Annotated in this window: 10 protein-coding genes and 3 pseudogenes; 5 read left to right on the top strand and 8 right to left on the bottom strand. The window is 72.3% G+C overall.

Annotated elements, in window-relative coordinates; all coding sequences use genetic code 11:
- Positions 1 to 4: 4 nt before the first annotated feature.
- Positions 5 to 1,375 (bottom strand): M16 family metallopeptidase, encoded by a 1,371-nt coding sequence (locus ACFWB8_RS07615; protein ID WP_385223568.1) that lies wholly within the window; start codon positions 1,373 to 1,375, stop codon positions 5 to 7.
- A gap of 244 nt (positions 1,376 to 1,619) precedes the next feature.
- Between ACFWB8_RS07615 and ACFWB8_RS07620 the strand changes: the two genes are divergently transcribed.
- Together ACFWB8_RS07620 and ACFWB8_RS07625 are read left to right on the top strand one after the other, a co-directional pair.
- Positions 1,620 to 4,079, top strand: coding sequence for a DNA topoisomerase (ATP-hydrolyzing) subunit A (locus tag ACFWB8_RS07620; RefSeq protein ID WP_385223569.1), 2,460 nt, complete (start codon positions 1,620 to 1,622; stop codon positions 4,077 to 4,079).
- A 138-nt stretch (positions 4,080 to 4,217) separates the two neighbouring features.
- Positions 4,218 to 6,374 (top strand): restriction endonuclease, encoded by a 2,157-nt coding sequence (locus ACFWB8_RS07625; protein WP_385223570.1) that lies wholly within the window; start codon positions 4,218 to 4,220, stop codon positions 6,372 to 6,374.
- Here the strand turns inward: ACFWB8_RS07625 and ACFWB8_RS07630 are convergent.
- Complete coding sequence (locus ACFWB8_RS07630) at positions 6,371 to 7,540, bottom strand: CobW family GTP-binding protein (protein WP_385223571.1); 1,170 nt, start codon at positions 7,538 to 7,540, stop codon at positions 6,371 to 6,373. The two genes, ACFWB8_RS07625 and ACFWB8_RS07630, sit on opposite strands and share 4 nt — an antisense overlap.
- 44 nt (positions 7,541 to 7,584) lie before the next feature.
- Positions 7,585 to 8,736 carry a citrate synthase/methylcitrate synthase gene (locus tag ACFWB8_RS07635; RefSeq protein WP_385223572.1) on the bottom strand — a complete coding sequence of 384 codons (1,152 nt, stop codon included), beginning with the start codon at positions 8,734 to 8,736 and terminating at the stop codon, positions 7,585 to 7,587.
- Between the two features lie 70 nt (positions 8,737 to 8,806).
- Here ACFWB8_RS07635 and ACFWB8_RS07640 point away from each other — a divergent pair, with 70 nt between their 5' ends.
- The gene (locus ACFWB8_RS07640) at positions 8,807 to 10,045 is read left to right on the top strand and encodes a citrate/2-methylcitrate synthase (RefSeq protein ID WP_385223573.1); all 1,239 of its coding nucleotides are present in this window, start codon (positions 8,807 to 8,809) and stop codon (positions 10,043 to 10,045) included.
- Positions 10,046 to 10,087: 42 nt separating this feature from the next.
- On the opposite strand, the pseudogene ACFWB8_RS07645 reads toward ACFWB8_RS07640, so the two are convergent.
- The 5 genes and pseudogenes from ACFWB8_RS07645 to ACFWB8_RS07665 all read right to left on the bottom strand — a co-directional run.
- Positions 10,088 to 11,493: pseudogene (locus ACFWB8_RS07645) on the bottom strand (alpha-amylase family glycosyl hydrolase); the annotation flags it as partial.
- A gap of 29 nt (positions 11,494 to 11,522) precedes the next feature.
- Positions 11,523 to 12,185 (bottom strand): carbohydrate ABC transporter permease, encoded by a 663-nt coding sequence (locus tag ACFWB8_RS07650; protein ID WP_385223574.1) that lies wholly within the window; start codon positions 12,183 to 12,185, stop codon positions 11,523 to 11,525.
- A 239-nt stretch (positions 12,186 to 12,424) separates the two neighbouring features.
- Positions 12,425 to 12,814: pseudogene (locus ACFWB8_RS07655) on the bottom strand (carbohydrate ABC transporter permease); the annotation flags it as partial.
- A gap of 216 nt (positions 12,815 to 13,030) precedes the next feature.
- Positions 13,031 to 14,050: a LacI family DNA-binding transcriptional regulator gene (locus tag ACFWB8_RS07660; RefSeq protein ID WP_385223575.1), complete on the bottom strand. Its 1,020-nt coding sequence runs from the start codon at positions 14,048 to 14,050 to the stop codon at positions 13,031 to 13,033.
- A 123-nt stretch (positions 14,051 to 14,173) separates the two neighbouring features.
- Positions 14,174 to 14,803, bottom strand: a pseudogene (locus tag ACFWB8_RS07665) (discoidin domain-containing protein); the annotation flags it as partial.
- Between the two features lie 293 nt (positions 14,804 to 15,096).
- On the opposite strand from ACFWB8_RS07665, the gene ACFWB8_RS07670 reads away from it, so the two are divergent.
- Positions 15,097 to 16,713 carry an ATP-binding protein gene (locus tag ACFWB8_RS07670; protein ID WP_385223576.1) on the top strand — a complete coding sequence of 539 codons (1,617 nt, stop codon included), beginning with the start codon at positions 15,097 to 15,099 and terminating at the stop codon, positions 16,711 to 16,713.
- A complete protein-coding gene (locus ACFWB8_RS07675) occupies positions 16,710 to 17,402 on the top strand; it encodes a response regulator (RefSeq protein ID WP_385223577.1) in 693 nt (230 codons plus the stop codon). Before ACFWB8_RS07670 ends, ACFWB8_RS07675 begins: the two co-directional genes overlap by 4 nt.
- Positions 17,403 to 17,414 lie beyond the last annotated feature (12 nt).

Consider the following 17,414-nt stretch of genomic DNA (forward strand, 5'->3'; position numbering starts at 1 on the left):
TCGCTCACTGCTCCGCCCCCTCGTTCTCGTCGCTCTCGTCGGACTCGTCGGACTCGTCGGACTCGTCGGCGTCCGAACCGGCCAGCGGCTCGTAGACCAGCACCGCGCGGTTGTCCGGGCGCAGTCGGGCCGCGGCCACGGCCTGCACCTCCTCGGCGGTGATGTCGAGGACGCGCTGGACGGCGGTCAGCGCCAGCTGCGGGTCGCCGAACAGCACCGCGAAGCGGCACAGTTCGTCGGCGCGGCCGGCCACCGTGCTCAGCCGGTCCAGCCACTCGCGCTCCAGCTGCGCCTGCGCCCGCTCCATCTCCTCGGCCGTCGGGCCCTCGGCGGCGAACCGCGCGAGCTCCTCGTCGACGGCCGACTCGATGTCGGGCACCTCCACGCCGCCGGAGGTCTTGACGTCCAGCCAGCCGAGCGAGGGCGCACCCGCCAGCCGCAGCATGCCGAAACCGGCCGCGACGGCCGTCTGGTCGCGGCGTACCAGGCGGTTGTGCAGCCGCGAGGACTCGCCGCCGCCCAGGATGGTCAGCGCCACGTCCGCGGCGTCGCAGTCGCGGGTGCCGTCGTGCGGGAGCCGGTAGGCGGCCATCAGCGCACGCGCCGGGACCTCCTCGACGATCTCCTCGCGCAGCTCCGCGCCGATCACCTCGGGCAGCGAGCCGTCGCGCGGCGGCTGCTTGCCGTCGTGCGAGGGAATGGTGCCGAAGTACTTCTCGATCCAGGCGAGCGTCCGCTCGGGGTCGATGTCGCCGACGACCGACAGCACCGCGTTGTTGGGTGCGTAGTACGTGCGGAAGAAGTTGCGCGCGTCCTCGAGGGACGCGGCGTCCAGGTCGGCCATGGAGCCGATCGGGGTGTGGTGGTACGGGTGGCCCTCGGGGTACGCCAGGGCGGTCAGCTTCTCGAAAGCCGTGCCGTACGGGACGTTGTCGTACCGCTGGCGGCGCTCGTTCTTGACGACGTCGCGCTGGTTCTCCATGGACTCGTCGTCCAGGGCGGCGAGCAGCGAGCCCATCCGGTCCGCCTCCAGCCACAGCGCGAGCTCCAGCTGGTGGGTCGGCATCGTCTCGAAGTAGTTGGTGCGCTCGAAGCTGGTGGTTCCGTTCAGGGAGCCGCCGGCGCCCTGGACCAGTTCGAAGTGCCCGTTGCCCGGTACGCTCGCCGAGCCCTGGAACATCAGGTGCTCGAAGAGGTGAGCCAGGCCGGTGCGCCCCTTGACTTCGTGGCGCGAGCCGACGTCGTACCAGAGGCAGACCGCGGCGACCGGGGTCAGGTGGTCCTCGGAAAGCACCACGCGCAGGCCGTTGGCCAGCCGGTGCTCGGTCGCTGTCAGGCCGCCGGAGCCGGCCTGAGCTGTGGCCGTGTGACCCATGGGCATGTGGTCCCTTCGATCGCGATGCAGAGATTTCTGTCAGACCTGCCACTGTATGCAAGCGCGTCGGCGACCGGAGAAGTTCCCGGCTCACTCCTGGGTCGGAGTCGGCGTTGTCGGTGGCTCGGGCCACAATGGTCCGCGTCATACCCTCGCGAGACACCCCGCAGGACCGAGCAAGACCCAGCAGAACCCCCCGTGAGACCCAGCTCATCCCGATTCTTGGTTAAGGAGCCGCGCAGCGATGGCCCGCCGCAGCACGAAGACCCCGCCGCCGCCGGAGGATTTCGAGGAGAAGATCCTCGACATCGACGTCGTCGACGAAATGCAGGGCTCCTTCCTCGAGTACGCGTACTCGGTGATCTACTCCCGCGCCCTGCCGGACGCCCGGGACGGCATGAAGCCGGTGCACCGCCGCATCGTCTACCAGATGAACGAGATGGGCCTGCGCCCCGACCGCGGCTACGTGAAGTGCGCCCGCGTCGTCGGCGAGGTCATGGGCAAGCTGCACCCGCACGGCGACGCCTCCATCTACGACGCCCTCGTACGCATGGCCCAGCCCTTCTCCATGCGGCTGCCGCTGGTCGACGGCCACGGCAACTTCGGCTCGCTCGGCAATGACGACCCGCCGGCCGCGATGCGCTACACCGAGTGCAAGATGGCCGACGCGACGTCACTGATGACGGAGTCGATCGACGAGGACACCGTCGACTTCACCGCGAACTACGACGGCCAGGAGCGGGAGCCGGTCGCGCTGCCCGCGGCGTACCCGAACCTGCTGGTCAACGGCGCGTCCGGGATCGCGGTCGGCATGGCCACCAACATGGCCCCGCACAATCTCGGCGAGGTCATCGCGGCCGCCCGGCACCTGATCCGCTACCCGCAGGCGGACCTGGAGGCGCTGATGCGCTTCGTGCCGGGTCCCGACCTGCCCACGGGCGGCCGGATCGTCGGCCTCGCGGGCATCAAGGACGCGTACGAGAAGGGCCGCGGCACCTTCAAGATCCGCGCGACGGTGGCCGTGGAGAACGTCACGCCGCGCCGCAAGGGCCTGGTCGTCACGGAACTGCCCTTCACGGTCGGCCCCGAGAAGGTCATCGCGAAGATCAAGGACCTGGTCGGCTCGAAGAAGCTCCAGGGCATCGCCGACGTCAAGGACCTCACCGACCGCTCGCACGGCCTGCGCCTGGTCATCGAGATCAAGAACGGCTTCCACCCGGAGGCCGTGCTGGAGCAGCTCTACAAGCTGACGCCGATGGAGGAGTCCTTCGGCATCAACAACGTCGCACTGGTCGACGGGCAGCCGCTGACGCTGGGCCTCAAGGAGCTGCTGGAGGTCTACCTCGACCACCGCTTCGAGGTCGTGCGGCGGCGCAGCGAGTTCCGCCGCGGCAAGCGGCGCGACCGCCTGCACCTGGTCGAGGGCCTGCTGGTGGCCCTGCTCGACATCGACGAGGTCATCCGGCTCATCCGCGACAGCGACAACTCCGCCCAGGCCAAGGAGCGGCTGATCGAGCGCTTCTCGCTGAGCGAGATCCAGACCCAGTACATCCTGGACACCCCGCTGCGCCGGCTCACCCGCTTCGACCGGATCGAGCTGGAGTCCGAGCGCGACCGGCTGACCGGCGAGATCGACGAGCTGACCGGGATCCTCGACTCCGACACCGAGCTGCGCAAGCTGGTCTCCACCGAACTGGCCGCGGTCGCGAAGAAATTCGGCACCGAGCGCCGTACGGTGCTCCTGGAGTCGGCGGGCACGCCGGTCGCGGCGGTTCCGCTGGAGGTCGCCGACACCCCGTGCCGGGTGCTGCTCTCCTCCACCGGCCTGCTGGCCCGCACGGCGAACGCCGATCCGCTGCCCGAGGACGAGGGCGGGGCCCGCGCGAAGCACGACCTGATCGTCTCGCAGGTCGCCGCGACCGCCCGGGCCGACGTCGGCGCCGTCACCTCGTACGGGCGGCTGCTGCGGCTGTCGGTGATCGACCTGCCGCAGCTGCCGGACACGCACGCGGCGCCGAACCTCGCGGGCGGCGCCCCGGTCTCGGAGTTCCTCTCCGGTCTGGAGGCCGATGAGAAGGTCATCTGCCTGACCTCGCTGGACGAGTCCGGCCAGGGTCTGGCGATCGGTACCGAGCAGGGCGTGGTCAAGCGCGTCGTGCCGGACTACCCCGCCAACAAGGACGAGCTGGAAGTCATCACCCTCAAGGACGGGGACCGGATCGTCGGCGCGGTCGAGCTGCGCACGGGCGAGGAGGACCTGGTCTTCATCACGGACGACGCCCAGCTGCTGCGCTACCCGGCGGGCCAGGTGCGCCCGCAGGGCCGCCCGGCGGGCGGTATGGCGGGCATCAAGCTCACCGACAACGCGAAGGTCATCCACTTCTCGGCCGTGGACCCGGCCCGGGACGCCGTGGTGTTCACCGTGGCCGGCTCGCACGGGACGCTGGACGACTCGATGCTCTCCGGCAAGCTGACCCCCTTCGACCAGTACCCGCGCAAGGGCCGGGCCACGGGCGGGGTGCGCTGCCAGCGGTTCCTGAAGGGCGAGGACCTGCTGGTACTGGCCTGGGCCGGCGCTTCGCCGGTCCGCGCGGCGACCACGAACGGCACGCCCGCCGAGCTGCCGGGCGTGGACCCGCGCCGGGACGGTTCGGGGGCCGCGCTGCCCGCCGTCGTCACGGCACTGGCGGGAGCCGCGCTGTAGGACGTACCCCGGCGGGGTGGGGTGTCGCGGTCCACGGGCCGCGATCCCCCGCCCCTGCCGGAAGCGCCCCGCTCCGCCCGGAAGCACCGACTAGTGTTTTCCCGTTGGTGCTTGCGGGCGGGCGGGGGAAGAAAGCTGATGAGTCGTCGGTCGGGCGGATTGATCGGGGACTGGGCCGAGGCCCAGCGCCGGCAGCAGCGTACGCAGCTGATCCAGCAGCGGGAGGCCGAGCGCCGCCGGCGCGCGTACGAACGGGACGTGGCCCGGGGGCAGCGCGAGCAGCAGGCGGCCTACCGCCAGCACCGCGAGGCCGAGGCCCGGCGGCGTACGGAGCGGATCGACGCGGAAGTGACAGCCCTGCAGGGCCTGCTGGCCGCGGGCTGCCGGGCGCCCGCCTTCCGGATGGCCGACCTGGTGCGGCGGTCCGAGGCGCTCGAACCCTTCAACCCCGGGAACCTGGCGCACCCGGTGCCGATGCCCCGCATCGAGCAGTTCCAGCAGCCGGGCGGCTGGCTGCCGGGCGCCGGGCGGCGCGCCCAGGCGGAGCGCGAGGCGCACGCCCGCTACACCCAGGCCTGGCAGGCCGCGCACGCGGCGGAAACCGAGCGGCGCCGGCAACTGGCGGCCTACCGCGAGCAGTACGACCGGTGGGCGGCCGAGCAGCTCGCCGGGGTACGCCGGCACAACGACGGGCTCACCGAACTCGCGACCGCGCTGCGGGCGGGCGGGGCGGAGGCCGCGGTCGAGTACTTCTCGGCGGCGCTGTACGCCTCCACGGCCTGGCCCGAGGAGCTGCCGCGGCAGGTCTCGGCGGCGTACGATCCCGCGGCGCGGCAGCTGGTGCTGGACTGGGAGCTGCCGCGGTACGAGGTGGTGCCGGAGGCCAAGTCGGTGCGGTACGTGCCGGGCACGGACCAGGACAAGGAGACGGCCCGGCCGGCCACGCAGCGCCGCGGCCTGTACCGGGACCTGGTGGCCCAGTGCGTCCTGCTGGTGGTGCGCGAGCTGTACGCGGCGGACGAGTTCGGCGTACTGGACTCGGTGGTGGTCAACGGTTTCGTGGACGACCACGATCCGGTGACGGGCCGGGAGGCGCGGCTCGTCCTGGCCACGGTGTCGGCGGCGCGCACCGCCTTCACCGGGCTGCGGCTGGAGCAGGTGAGCGCGGTGGACTGCCTGGTCGAGGGGTTGCGCGGGCAGCTGTCGGCGCGCCCGGACCAGCTGACCGCCGTTCGGCCCGGTCGCAGGCCCGACGAGGTCGGCGGCTCCGGGGGCGTCGTCAGCCACGGCGGGCACGTGGAGGGCGGCGAGGACGAGCCCGACCTCTTCGCGATGGACCCGATCGCCTTCGAGAACCTGGTCGCGGAGCTGTTCCGGGCGATGGGCATGGAGGCGGTGACCACGCAGCGCTCGGGCGACGGCGGTGTCGACGTCGAGGCGCTGGACCCGGCCCCGATCCGGGGCGGGCGGATCGTGGTCCAGGTCAAGCGCTACCGCAACACCGTGCCGCCGACGGCGGTACGCGACCTGTACGGCACGGTCCAGGACGCGGGGGCCAACAAGGGCGTGCTGGTCACCACTTCGTCCTTCGGGCCCGGGTCGTACACCTTTGCCAACGGCAAGCCGCTGGAGTTGGTTCCCGGCGCCGAGCTCGTGGAGCTGCTGCACCAGTACGGGCTGCGGGGACGCCTCGGCGCGGGCTCCGGCGGGGGTGGGAGCGTGGGCGGGGGCGTGGGCGGGAGCGCGGGCGGAGGCGTGGGCTCCTCCGTGCCGGCCCAGCGGACGCCCGAGCCGGCGCCCGCCGCGCCCTCGGAGCACAGCGTGCTGGGCATGTCCTGGGCCGGCTCGGTCGCGCTCGACGTGTGCGCGCTCGTCTGCGAGGGCAGCCGGGTCCTGAGCGAGGACCACTTCGTGTTCTTCAACAACCCTCGCACCCCGGACGGTTCGGTCCGCACCCGCGCGCACGCGGCGCCCGACAAGGCCGCGCTGGAGGTCTCCTTCGAGGACCTGCCCCAGCGCGCCGACCGGCTGGTCCTCGTCGCCGCGATCGACCCCGAGGCCGATCCGCACGCCGACCTGGCGGGCTTCACCGACGCGCACGTCCGCCTGCTCGGCGCCACGGGCGAGGAGTTGGGCCGCCTGGAGGTCTCCGACGGCCGCGCGGGCGAAACCGCCCTGGTCCTAGGCTCGTTCCGCCGCCGCGCGAACGGCGACTGGGACTTCGTGATCGGCGGCAAGGGCTACCGCGCCGGCCTGGAGGACCTCCTGCGCGAACACGGCGTCGAGGTCGCCTAGGGCTCCTCGGGCCAGGACTCCTCGGGTCCGGCCTCGGCCCCGGCTTCGCCCGCGGCTTCCCGCTCCGGCTCGCGCCGGGCGACGTATCGCAGGACGCCCCACATGCTCTCCGGGCCGAGCTGCCGCGGGGACTCCTCGCGGCAGGCGGCCAGTTCGTCCAGGAGCGCGGGCCCGTCCGTGCCGGAGCCGATCAGGACGAGCTGTGTCAGACGCGGCTCGTCGCGGCGCCAGGGTCGCGGGGCGAAGCGGAGGAAGCGGCCGACCGCGTGGACCTCGTAGCACTCCTCGTGGCCGGGGACGCCGAAGTAGACGAAGCCCTTGATGCGGTAGAGCCCGGCCGGGCGGCGGTCCAGGAAGTCGATGAAGCGGCGCGGGGAGAGGGCCTGCTCGGACACGAACCCGACGCTCTCGTACGCCGCGTGCGCGTGTCCGCAGGGGCCGTGTCCGTGCTCCTGCTCCTGCTCCTGCTCCTGCTCCTGCTCCCGCTCCTGCTCCCGCTCCTGCTCGTCAGCCTCCGCGAGCAGGTCCTCGAAGGACAGCTGCCCGCGGGTCTCGGTCCACGGGCGGCGGTCGAAGAGCAGCTCCGGGTCGATCCGCCCGTGGTCGGCGCCGATGACCGGGGTCCCCGGACCACAGAGCGTGCTCAGTACGCCCTCGATGCGCGTCCGCTCGGCGGCGTCCACCCGGTCGGTCTTGTTGAGCACCACCAGGTCGGCGACGGCGAGGTGGCGGTCGGTCTCGGGGTGCTTGTCCCGGGTCGCGTCGAATTCCGCCGCGTCCACGACCTCCACCATCCCGCCGTAGCGGATGTCCGGATTCTCGCTGGCCATGAGCATCCGGATCATCTCCTGGGGCTCGGCCAGCCCGCTCGCCTCGATGACGATCACGTCGATGCGGTGCACGGGCGCGGCGAGCTTCTCCAGGTACGCGTCCAGCTCGCTGCCGTCCACCGCGCAGCACAGGCAGCCGCCGCCGAGGGAGACCATCGAGTCCCCTACCTGGCCGGCCACCGACATCGCGTCGATCTCGATCGACCCGAAGTCGTTGACGACGACCCCGATCCGGGTGCCCCCGCGGTTGGCGAGGAGGTGGTTGAGCACGGTGGTCTTGCCGGATCCGAGGAATCCGGCGAGGACGACGACGGGGATGGGCTGCCTGCTGTTCACCCGCCCGATCGTAACCAGGCACCGTCGCGACCGGCGCCGTGCCGTCAGCCGAGCGACGGCACCGGCTGGGGCGGGGTGGGGCCGGTGTAGCGGGCGGCCGGGCGGATGATCTTCGAGTCGGCGGCCTGCTCCAGGATGTTCGCGCTCCAGCCGACCACGCGGGCCGCACAGAAGGTCGGGGTGAACATCTCGCGCGGCAGCCCGCACAGCTCCATGACCACGCCCGCGTAGAACTCGACGTTGGTGTGGAGCTCGCGCCCCGGCTTGAGCTCGGCGAGGATGCTCTCGACCTGCCGCTCGACCTCCACGGCGAAGTCGACGAGCGGGCCGCCGAACCCGCGGGCGATGTCACGCAGCATGCGCGAGCGGGGGTCCTCGGTGCGGTACACGGGGTGCCCGAAACCCATGATCCGGTCCCCGGCCAGCACCCGCTCGCGGATCCACGGGTCGATCCGCTCGGCCGTTCCGATGGCGTCCAGGGTGTCCAGGGCCCGGCTGGGCGCCCCGCCGTGCAGCGGCCCGGAGAGCGCGCCGATCGCCCCGGTGAGGCAGGCAGCGATGTCGGCGCCGGTGGAGGCGATCACGCGCGCGGTGAAGGTGGAGGCGTTGAAACCGTGGTCGATCGTGGAGATCAGGTACTGCTCGACCGCGCGGGCCCTGACCGGGTCGGGCTCCTCGCCGGTCAGCATGTACAGGTAGTTGGCGGCGTACGGGAGGTCCTCGCGCGGCTCCACCGGCTCCAGCCCCTGCCCGAGCCGGTGCAGTGCGGTGAGCAGGGTCGGTACGGCCGCGCAGGCGGCCAGCGCGTCGGCGGCCCGGCGCTCGGGGCCGAGGTCGTAGACCGGCCGGAAGCCGGCGCAGGCGCCGAGCAGCGAGAGCGCGGTACGCAGCCCGGCGAGCGGGCCGGCGAGGGCGGTGGCCCGGGCCAGGGCGGGCAGGGCTTCCCGCACCTCGGCGGGCAGTCGGCGCAGCGGGGCGATCTCGGCGGCGAAGGCGGCCCGCTCGGCGGCGTCGGCGGGCAGCGTGCCGCGGAACATCAGGTGCCACACGTCCTCGAAACCGCGGCTCGCGGCGAGTTCGACGGCCGAGTACTGGCGGTAGTGGTAGAAGCCTTCACGGCCCCGGACGTCCCCGAGCTGGGTCTCGGTGACCACGACTCCCGCGAGACCGCGGGGTACTTCGACGGTGGTGTTCATGGATCGACCATCCATGCTTGACTGGATCGTTGTCAATATTGATTGAATCAATATGTATAGGGTGGCGGTCATGGACGACCAGGATGGCGGCGGACGGCGGCTGAACACCCGGCAAGCGGCGGAACTGCTCGGCGTGAAACCCGCGACCGTGTACGCGTACGTCAGCCGCGGCCAGCTCACGAGCCGCCGCGACCCCGTCGGGCGGGGCAGCAGCTTCGACGCGGGCGAAGTGGAAGCGCTGGCCCTGCGCAGCCGGCGCGAGGCGGCCGCGCCCACCGGGGAGTTCTCCGTCCGCACCTCGCTCACGCTCATCGACTGCGACCGGTTCTGGTTCCGGGGCGTGGACGCCGTGGAGCTGGCCTCCCGGTACCGCTACGAGGAGGTCGCCGAGTGGCTGTGGACCGGGACACTGATGCCCGGAGCCCGGTTCACCGCTCCCCCGGAAACCCTGGCCGCCGCCCGTCGGGCGGTGGCCGCGCTGCCGGAGCACAGCGGTCCGGTCGACCGGCTCCGGGTCGCCGTCGCGGCCGCCGCGGTGGCCGATCCGCTGCGCTTCGACCTGTCCGAGGAGTCCGTACTGGGCTCCGCGCGCTGCCTGATCCCCACCCTGGTCGGCGCACTGCCCGAGCTCGCCGCGCAGCGGTGGAGCGGGGACGGCAGGCTGGCCCGCCAGTTGTGGGCACGGCTGACGGAGCGGGAGCCGGACCCGGACGCCCTGGCCGTGCTGGACCTGGCGCTGGGGCTGCTCACGGACCACGATCTGGCCGCCTCGACGCTGGCGGTACGGGTCGCCGCGTCGGCGCGCGCACACCCCTACGCGGCGGTGTCGGCCGGGCTCGGCGCGCTGGAGGGACCCCTGCACGGCGCGGCGGGCCGGCTCGCGCACCGGATGCTGGTGGAGGTGCTGGAGCGCGGCGGGGCGGCGCCGGTGGTCGCGGAGTACCTGCGTGCGGGGCGCCGGGTGCCGGGGCTCGGGCACCGGCTGTACCGGGGCGAGGACCCCCGGGCGACGGCCTTGTTCGCGCGGCTGGAGGGGCTGGAGCAGGCGGGGCCGGCGCTGGCCGCGGCCCGCGAGGTGGCCGGGGTGATGGCCCGGCACGGGGGCGGGCTGCACGCCAATGTGGATCTGGCGCTGTCCGTGCTGACGGTTTCGTGCGGGATGGCCGCGGAGGCCGGGGAGACGCTGTTCGCGGTGGCCCGGACGGCGGGCTGGATCGCGCACGCGCTGGAGGAGTACCAGGAGCGGCCGCTGCGCATGCGGCCGAGCGGGCAGTACATCGGGCCGCGCCCGCCCCAGCCGATGCCGTGACGGGCGGCGGTCCCCCGTAGTGCCGGCGGTCCGCCTGCGGCGTCAGGTCCGCAGCCAGCCCGCCGTGTCCCGCGGGAGCAGTCCCGTGTCGTCCAGGGCGGAACTGCTCAGCAGGAGGCTCGTGTGGGCCGGGAGCGCCACCGGCCCCGGCGACAGGTTGACCACGCAGACCAGCCCGTCGGGGCGGTCGAAGGCCAGCACCCCGGGCAGCGCCTCCAGCCACCGCACCGAGCCGCCGCCGAAACCCGCCGCGGCGCGGCGCAGCGCGAGGGCCGTGCGGTAGAGGGTGAGCATCGAGTCCGGGTCCCCCTCCTGACGGTTCGCCGCGTACGCCGCCCACCCCGCGGGCTGGGGCAGCCAGGGGTCGTGCCACGGCTCGGCGGTCCACGGGAGCGACACCCGGCACCCGTCGCGCCCGGGGTCGACGCCGCCGGAGCGCACGTGCATGGGGTCTTGGATCCGGCCGAGCGGTATCTCGGCTTCCGGGAACCCCAGTTCCTCGCCCTGGCAGCGGTACACCGCGCCGGGCAGGGCGAGCGTCAGCAGGGCGGCGGCACGCGCCCGCCGGGTGCCGAGCGCCAGGCCGGTCGGGGTCCCGAAGGCCTTGGCGGCGAAGTCGAAGCCGGTGTCGGCGCACCCGTAGCGGGTCACCGTACGGGTCACGTCGTGGTTGCACGGGACCCAAGTGGCCGGGGCCCCGACGGGCGCGTGCTCGGCGAGGGTCTCCGCGCTTGAGGTGCGCAGCCGTCCGGCGTCCCAGGGGCAGCCGAGGAAGGAGAAGTTGAAGGCGGTGTGCAGCTCGTCGGGCCGCAGGTAGCGGGCGAAGCGCTCGGCGTCCGGCAGCCAGACCTCGCCGACGAAGATGGCCCCGTACTCGTCGGCGACGGCGCGCCAGGCCCGGTAGATGTCGTGCAGTTCGTCGCGGTCGATGTACGGGTGGACCTCCCCGGGCCAGGGCGCGGGCGAGCGGCCGGCCAGGTCGGGCAGCGCCGGGTCCTTGGCGAGCAGGGCCGCGGAGTCGATGCGTACCCCCGCCACGCCCGCTCGAACCAGAAGCGCAGGACTTCCTCGTGCTCGCGGCGGACCGCCGGGTGGCCCCAGTTGAGGTCGGGCTGCCGCGGGGTGAACCGGTGCCGGTACCACTCCCCGTCCGGTACCCGCGTCCACGTGGCGGCGCCGTTGAACTGCGAGGGCCAGTCCCCGGGTGGCAGCTCGCCGTGCTCGCCGCGGCCGGGGCGGCAGTGGAGGAGCTCCCGCGCGATGAGCTTCTCGGCGTTGGCGAGGGTGCCGAAGGCGGGGTCGAGGGTGCGGTAGTCGGCCACGTCGTGGCCGCCGTCGGCCAGCGAGGAGAGGTGCCAGGGGGTGAACCAGAGGGCGTCCACGCCCAGTTCGGCGAGGTGCGGGAGACGGACCCGGACGCCCGCGAGGTCACCGGTGCCGTCCCCGTCGCGGCGGCGCTCGTCGGGGTTCCGGGTGGTCAGCCCTTGAGGGAACCTGCCGTCGGACCGCTCATGATGTTGCGCTGGAAGATCAGCAAGATGACGAGTGTGGGTGCGCAGGCCATCGCGAGCGCGGCAACGAGATGGTTCTCGGGAACTCCCCTGGCCAGCGAGTAGACGCCGACGTGGAGCGTCTGCAGGGCCGGGTCGGGGAGCGTGAGCATGGGCCAGAGGAAGTCCTTCCAGACTCCGACGATCGCGAAGATCGACACCACGCCGAGGACGGGCCGGGGCTTGGGCAGGACCACGGAGCGCAGGGCGCCAGCTCCATCGGTGGCGGCGGCGGCGAGGATCTCGCGCGGGATGGAGTCGAAGAACCGAAGGCGTTGGTGACGGACGGCAGCCAGATCACCCAGGGCTAGTTGAACAGGTCCCGCTGGATGAGCGGCATGTCCAAGACCCTGGGTACTGCGGCACGACGAGACGGTGGCCGGGATCATCAGGGTGGCCAGCATCATGCCGAGGACGGCCTTGCCGAAGACGGGCCGCAGCTTGGACAGCGAGTAAGCGGCGGCCACGTCGAGCACGAGCTGGCAGGCCAGGGCGTCGAAGGCGTAGTAGAGGGTGTTGAAGAGCAGCTTGGCGAGGTCCATGACCTTCCAGGCCGCCGTGTAGTTGTCGGTGTGCAGCGAGTCCGGCACCAGCGTGGGGCGTGGGCGGGACCCGCGTGCACTCCTGGGTGCTCTTGAGGCCGTTGGCGACCATCCAGTAGAGGGGCCCGAGGAAGACGGGGGTGAAGCCGGCGACGACCAGGACGAGGAGCATCCAGTAGGCGATCTCGCCCCGGGTGCGGCCGAGTTGGGCCGGCGATGTCAGCGTGCGCTCTTCCATGTGAGGTGCTCCCCCGGCTGCTTCTCGAGCCTGATGGCTCGGGTTGTGGTCAGTCCTCGTTGTCGCGGCTCAGCCGGACGTACGCGGCGGAGAAGCCGGCGAGCAGGACGGGCAGGCACAGGCCCAGGGCCGCGGCGCCGCCGTACTGGCTGAAGCTGAAGGCGTACTGGTAGATGAGGACGACGACGGTGGTGGTCGAACCCTCGGGGCCGGCGCAGCCGGTCAGCGTGAACGGTTCGACGAACACCCGCATCGTCGCGATGACCTGCATCAGCAGCATGAGCGAAAGGATGAGCTTGGTCTGCGGGATGGTGACGTGCCAGATCTTGCGCAACAGCCCGGCTCCGTCGAGCTCGGCGGCTTCGTACAGCTCGCCGGGTACCCCCTGGAGTGCGGCCAGGCAGATCAGCGTCGCGCCGCCCATGTTCATCCACATGGAAAGCGATGGCGACGGAGACAGGCGACATGGAAGCGGGTGCAGGGGCGAGCACGGCACACTCAACCACCCCATCAGAGGAACGCAATATTCCGTGTAAATTTCGGAAGATATTGACAATTTGACGCCGCCGGGGTGGGTGGAGAACGCAAAACAGGCCGGGAACGCCTGTTAGACGTTCCGGGGCCCTGTCGTACGGGGTGTTCCGTGCTGGCGCCGTTACTCCGGCCGGTGGCGCGGGGCCTGCGCGGTGGAGCCGCGGACCACCAGCTCGGGCTCGAAGAGCAGCTCGCCGGGCTGCACGGCGGCGCCGTGGATCTGCGCGGTGAGCAGTTCCACGGCGGCCCGTCCCATGGCCTCGATGGGCTGCCTGACGGTGGTCAGCGGGGGCTCGGTGCAATTCATGAAGGCCGAGTCGTCGTAGCCCACGACGGAGACGTCCCGGGGTACGCCCAACCCCCGGCGGCGGGCCGCCCGTACGGCGCCCAGGGCCAGCGGATCGCTCGCGCAGATGACGCCGGTCACCCCGCGGTCGAGCAGCCGCGAGGCGGCCGCGTGGCCGCCCTCCAGGGAGAACAGAGCCCGCTCCACGTGCTCCGTGGGCAGCTCGGCGCCGGCCGCGGCGGCGACGGTCTGGGCGGCCACCAGCTTGCGCAGGGAGGGGATGTGGCCGGGCGGACCGAGCACGAGCCCGATGCGCTCGTGGCCCAGGGAGACCAGGTGGCGCCAGGCCTGCTCGACCGCCACGGCGTCGTCACAGGACACGCTGGGGAAGCCGAGGTCCTCTATGGAGGCGTTGATCAGCACCACCGGGACCTTGCGGTCGGACAGCAGGCGGTAGTGCTCGTGCGGGGCATCGGCCTGCGCGAAGAGTCCTCCGGCGAAGACGACGCCGGACACCTGCTGCTGGAGCAGGAGTTCGACGTAGTCGGCCTCGGAAACCCCGCCGGTGGTCTGCGTGCAGAGCACCGGGGTCAGCCCCTGCTGGGCCAGGGCGCCGCCGATGACCTCGGCAAAGGCCGGGAAGATGGGATTTTGGAGCTCCGGCAGGACCAGGCCGACCAGCCGGGCACGCTCGCCCCGCAGCTGGGTGGGGCGCTCGTAGCCGAGGACGTCCAGGGCGGTGAGCACGGACTGGCGGGTCGCCACCGAGACGCCCGGCTTGCCGTTGAGCACCCGGCTGACCGTTGCCTCGCTGACCCCCACCTTCTTAGCCACTTGAGCAAGTCGTCGCGTCATGAACGCAAGAGTAGCGCAAGAGATGCAAGTTCCTTGCAGTCGATTACAGCCAGTTTGCCCCACATTCTCGGTCATGCCGGTGCCGCCCGGGAAGGCCCCGGACGGCGCCGGTGGGCCTGCGCGCTACGGCAGTTGCTTGATCTTGAAGGCCGTGGTCGCGTTCCGCACGTCCACGGCGTTGCCGCTCAACTTGAGGTTCTGGATGGTGACCTCACCCACCGCCGGGCCCTGCCCCGCCTCGGGCATCTCGCTTCGACGCCGAGAAGATCCAGATTCCGGGGAGGGTCTGCGCCCCCCGAAGTGCCCGCCGGAGCGGACGATCGAGACGTTCTCGAAGGTCGTCGAGCCGTTGGCGCTGCCCTGGATCTTCGGGGCCTGGGTACGGGCGCCCCGGTTCCCGGGCAGCCGCAGGACCACGCGGTCCACGCGTACGGAGGAGCCGAGGTCTGCCTGGAGCCGCTGGGGCACGGTGTTGTTCACGCTCGCCCAGCAGCTGGCCGTGTCGCCGTCGTTGGCGTTGGCGTTGGCGTTGGCGTTGGCGTTGGCGTTGGCCGGGACGTAGACCTGGGTGCTGCTGCTCGCGGAGAGGGTTTTGCCGAGCGCGGCGGGCAGCTTGAGCACCACCTGGTCGACGCGGGTGGCGGCGCCCAGGTCCGTCTGCACCCACTGCGGGGAGGTGCCGCCGACGCTCTCCCAGTGGGTGGTCTGGTTGCCGTCGGTGGCGTTGGCGGCCGTGTAGGCGCCGTTGGTGCTGCTCGCGGTGGCGGGCCGGCCCGCCGAGACGCTCGGTCCGCCGGGCCAGGGCCCGCCATCTCCACGTGCGCCTTCTCATATGTCCTTGTCCCTCGACATGAGCTTTACGAACCAGATGAGATAGGAATTTGCATTGTGCAGTACGAGACTTGCAGAACTCTGCCGAGTCGCCTATCCCTCCGACCATATTTTTGTGCCGTCACGGCTTGCGCAAGCTGGGAGCAAATAGCGCAAGCGATTTGCGTGCACCCTGGAAATACCGATCCCGCCCGAACCGTCCTACCGTCCTACTCATGCGGTTCCTCCACATGAGCGCTCGGCGCCTGGGGCTGCCCAGACGGGCCGTCTCCCAGATCCTGCTCACCCAGCTCGCCATCGCCGCCGGGGTGCTGGTGCTCGCCACCGGGCTCTTCCTGGCCCCGCTGAGCGCGCAGCTCGACGACCAGGCCATGCGCCGCGCCCTGACCATCGCGCAGAGCGCCGCCGCCGACCCGGCACTGGCCGCCGACCTCCTGGACTCGGGGCCCACGCCTGACAGCCCCGTGCAGGCCACCGCCGAGCGGATCCGGCGGGCGACCGGCGCCGAGTACGTGGTCGTCCTCGACCTGCACGGCATCCGCCGCTCCCACCCCAGCACCGACCGGATCGGCCTGCCGGTCTCCACCGACCCGAGCGATGCTCTCGCGGGCCGCGAGGTGATGGAGATCGACGAGGGCACCCTGGGCCGCTCCGCGCGCGGCAAGGTCCCGCTGCTCTCGGCCGACGGCGAGATCATCGGCGCGGTCTCGGTCGGCATCGCCTACGACAGCGTCCGCGACCGGCTGCTCGGCGCCATCCCGGGCCTCTTCGCCTACGCGGGCGGCGCCCTGGCGGCGGGCGCGCTCGCAGCCGTCCTGCTGGCCCGCCGCATCCAGCGGCAGACCCGCGACCTGGCCTTCTCCGATATCGCCGGGCTGCTCGCCGAGCGTGAGGCGATGCTGCACTCCATCCGCGAGGGCGTGATCGCCCTCGACCGGGAGGGCCGGATCCGCCTGGTCAACGACGAGGCCGCCCGGCTGCTGGGCCTCTCACCCGACCGCGCCGGCTCCGTCGCGGGACGCGCGCTGGACGACGTACTCGGCGCCGGCCGCACCACCGACGTACTGGCCGGCCGCGTCAGCGGACACGACCTGGTCACCGTCCAGGGCCGGCGGGTCCTGGTCGCCAACCGGATGCCGACCGAGGACGGCGGCGCCGTCGCCACCCTGCGCGACCGCACGGAACTCGAGCACCTGGGCCGCGAGCTCGACTCCACCAAGGGCCTGATCGACGCCCTGCGCGCACAGGACCACGAGCACGCCAACCGCCTCCACACCCTCCTCGGCCTGCTGGAACTCGGCTTGCACGAGGAAGCCGTCGAGTTCGTGACCGAGGTCGTCGGAGTGCACCGCAGCACCGCCGAACAGGTCACCGAGAAGATCCACGACCCGCTGCTGGCCGCCCTGCTGGTCGGCAAGGCGACCGTCGCGGCGGAGCGCGGCGTCCCGCTGCGACTGGCCCCCGCCGCGCACCTCCCCGACCGCCTGGTCGACCCCGGCGGCCTGGTCACCATCGTCGGCAACCTGGTCGACAACGCCCTGGACGCCGCGGCGGGCTCTACGACGCCCCTGGTGGAGGTGGACCTGCGCACCGACGGCCGGACGGCGGTGCTGCGGGTCCGGGACAGCGGGCCGGGCATCCCGCCGGCCCGGCGCGAGGAGATCTTCACCGAGGGCTGGTCGACCAAACAGCCCCAGGCCCACCGCGAGCGCGGGCTGGGTCTCGCGCTGGTGCGCCGCCTCGCGGAGCGGCAGGGCGGCACGGCCGTCGCCGGGGAAGCATCGGACGGAGGCGCGGAATTCTCCGTCGTACTCCCGGAGGCCCTGCGATGAACGAGACCCCGATCCACGTATTGGTCGTCGACGACGACATGCGTGTTGCCCGGATCAACGCGGCGTATGTGGAGAAGGTTCCCGGCTTCAGCGTGGCGGGCCAGGCCCATTCCGCGGCCGAGGCCCTGGAGTTCCTGTCGGCCCACCCGGTGGACCTGATCCTCCTCGACCACTACCTGCCGGACGAGAACGGCCTCGACCTCGTACGCCGGCTGCGCCAGCTGGGCCACCGGACCGACGTGGTGATGGTGACGGCCGCCCGCGACCTCGCCACCGTCCAGGCCGCCATGCGCCTGGGAGCCTTGCAATACCTGGTCAAGCCGTTCACGTTCGCCGGCCTGCGGAGTCGGCTGGAGGCCTACGGGGCGCTGCGCAGGACCCTGGAAACGGGCGGCGAGGCCGAACAGGCCGAGGTGGACCGGATCTTCGGCGCCCTCGCCGCGGCCGGCACCCCGAACGAGCTCCCCAAGGGCCACTCCCCCACCACGGCGGAACTCGTCCGCCAGGTCCTGCGCTCCGCCGAGGGCCCGCTGTCCACCCAGCAGATCGCCACGCGCGCGGGCATCAGCCGCCAGACCGCCCAGCGCTACCTCAAGCTCCTGGAACGCAGCGGCCGCGTCACCCTGGCCCTTCGCTACGGCGAGACCGGCCGCCCGGAACACCGCTACGCCTGGTGCCCGGCCCGGTAGAGCCCTGGAACC

The organism is Streptomyces sp. NPDC060031, assembly GCF_042736805.1.
Taxonomy (GTDB): Bacteria; Actinomycetota; Actinomycetes; order Streptomycetales; family Streptomycetaceae; genus Streptomyces.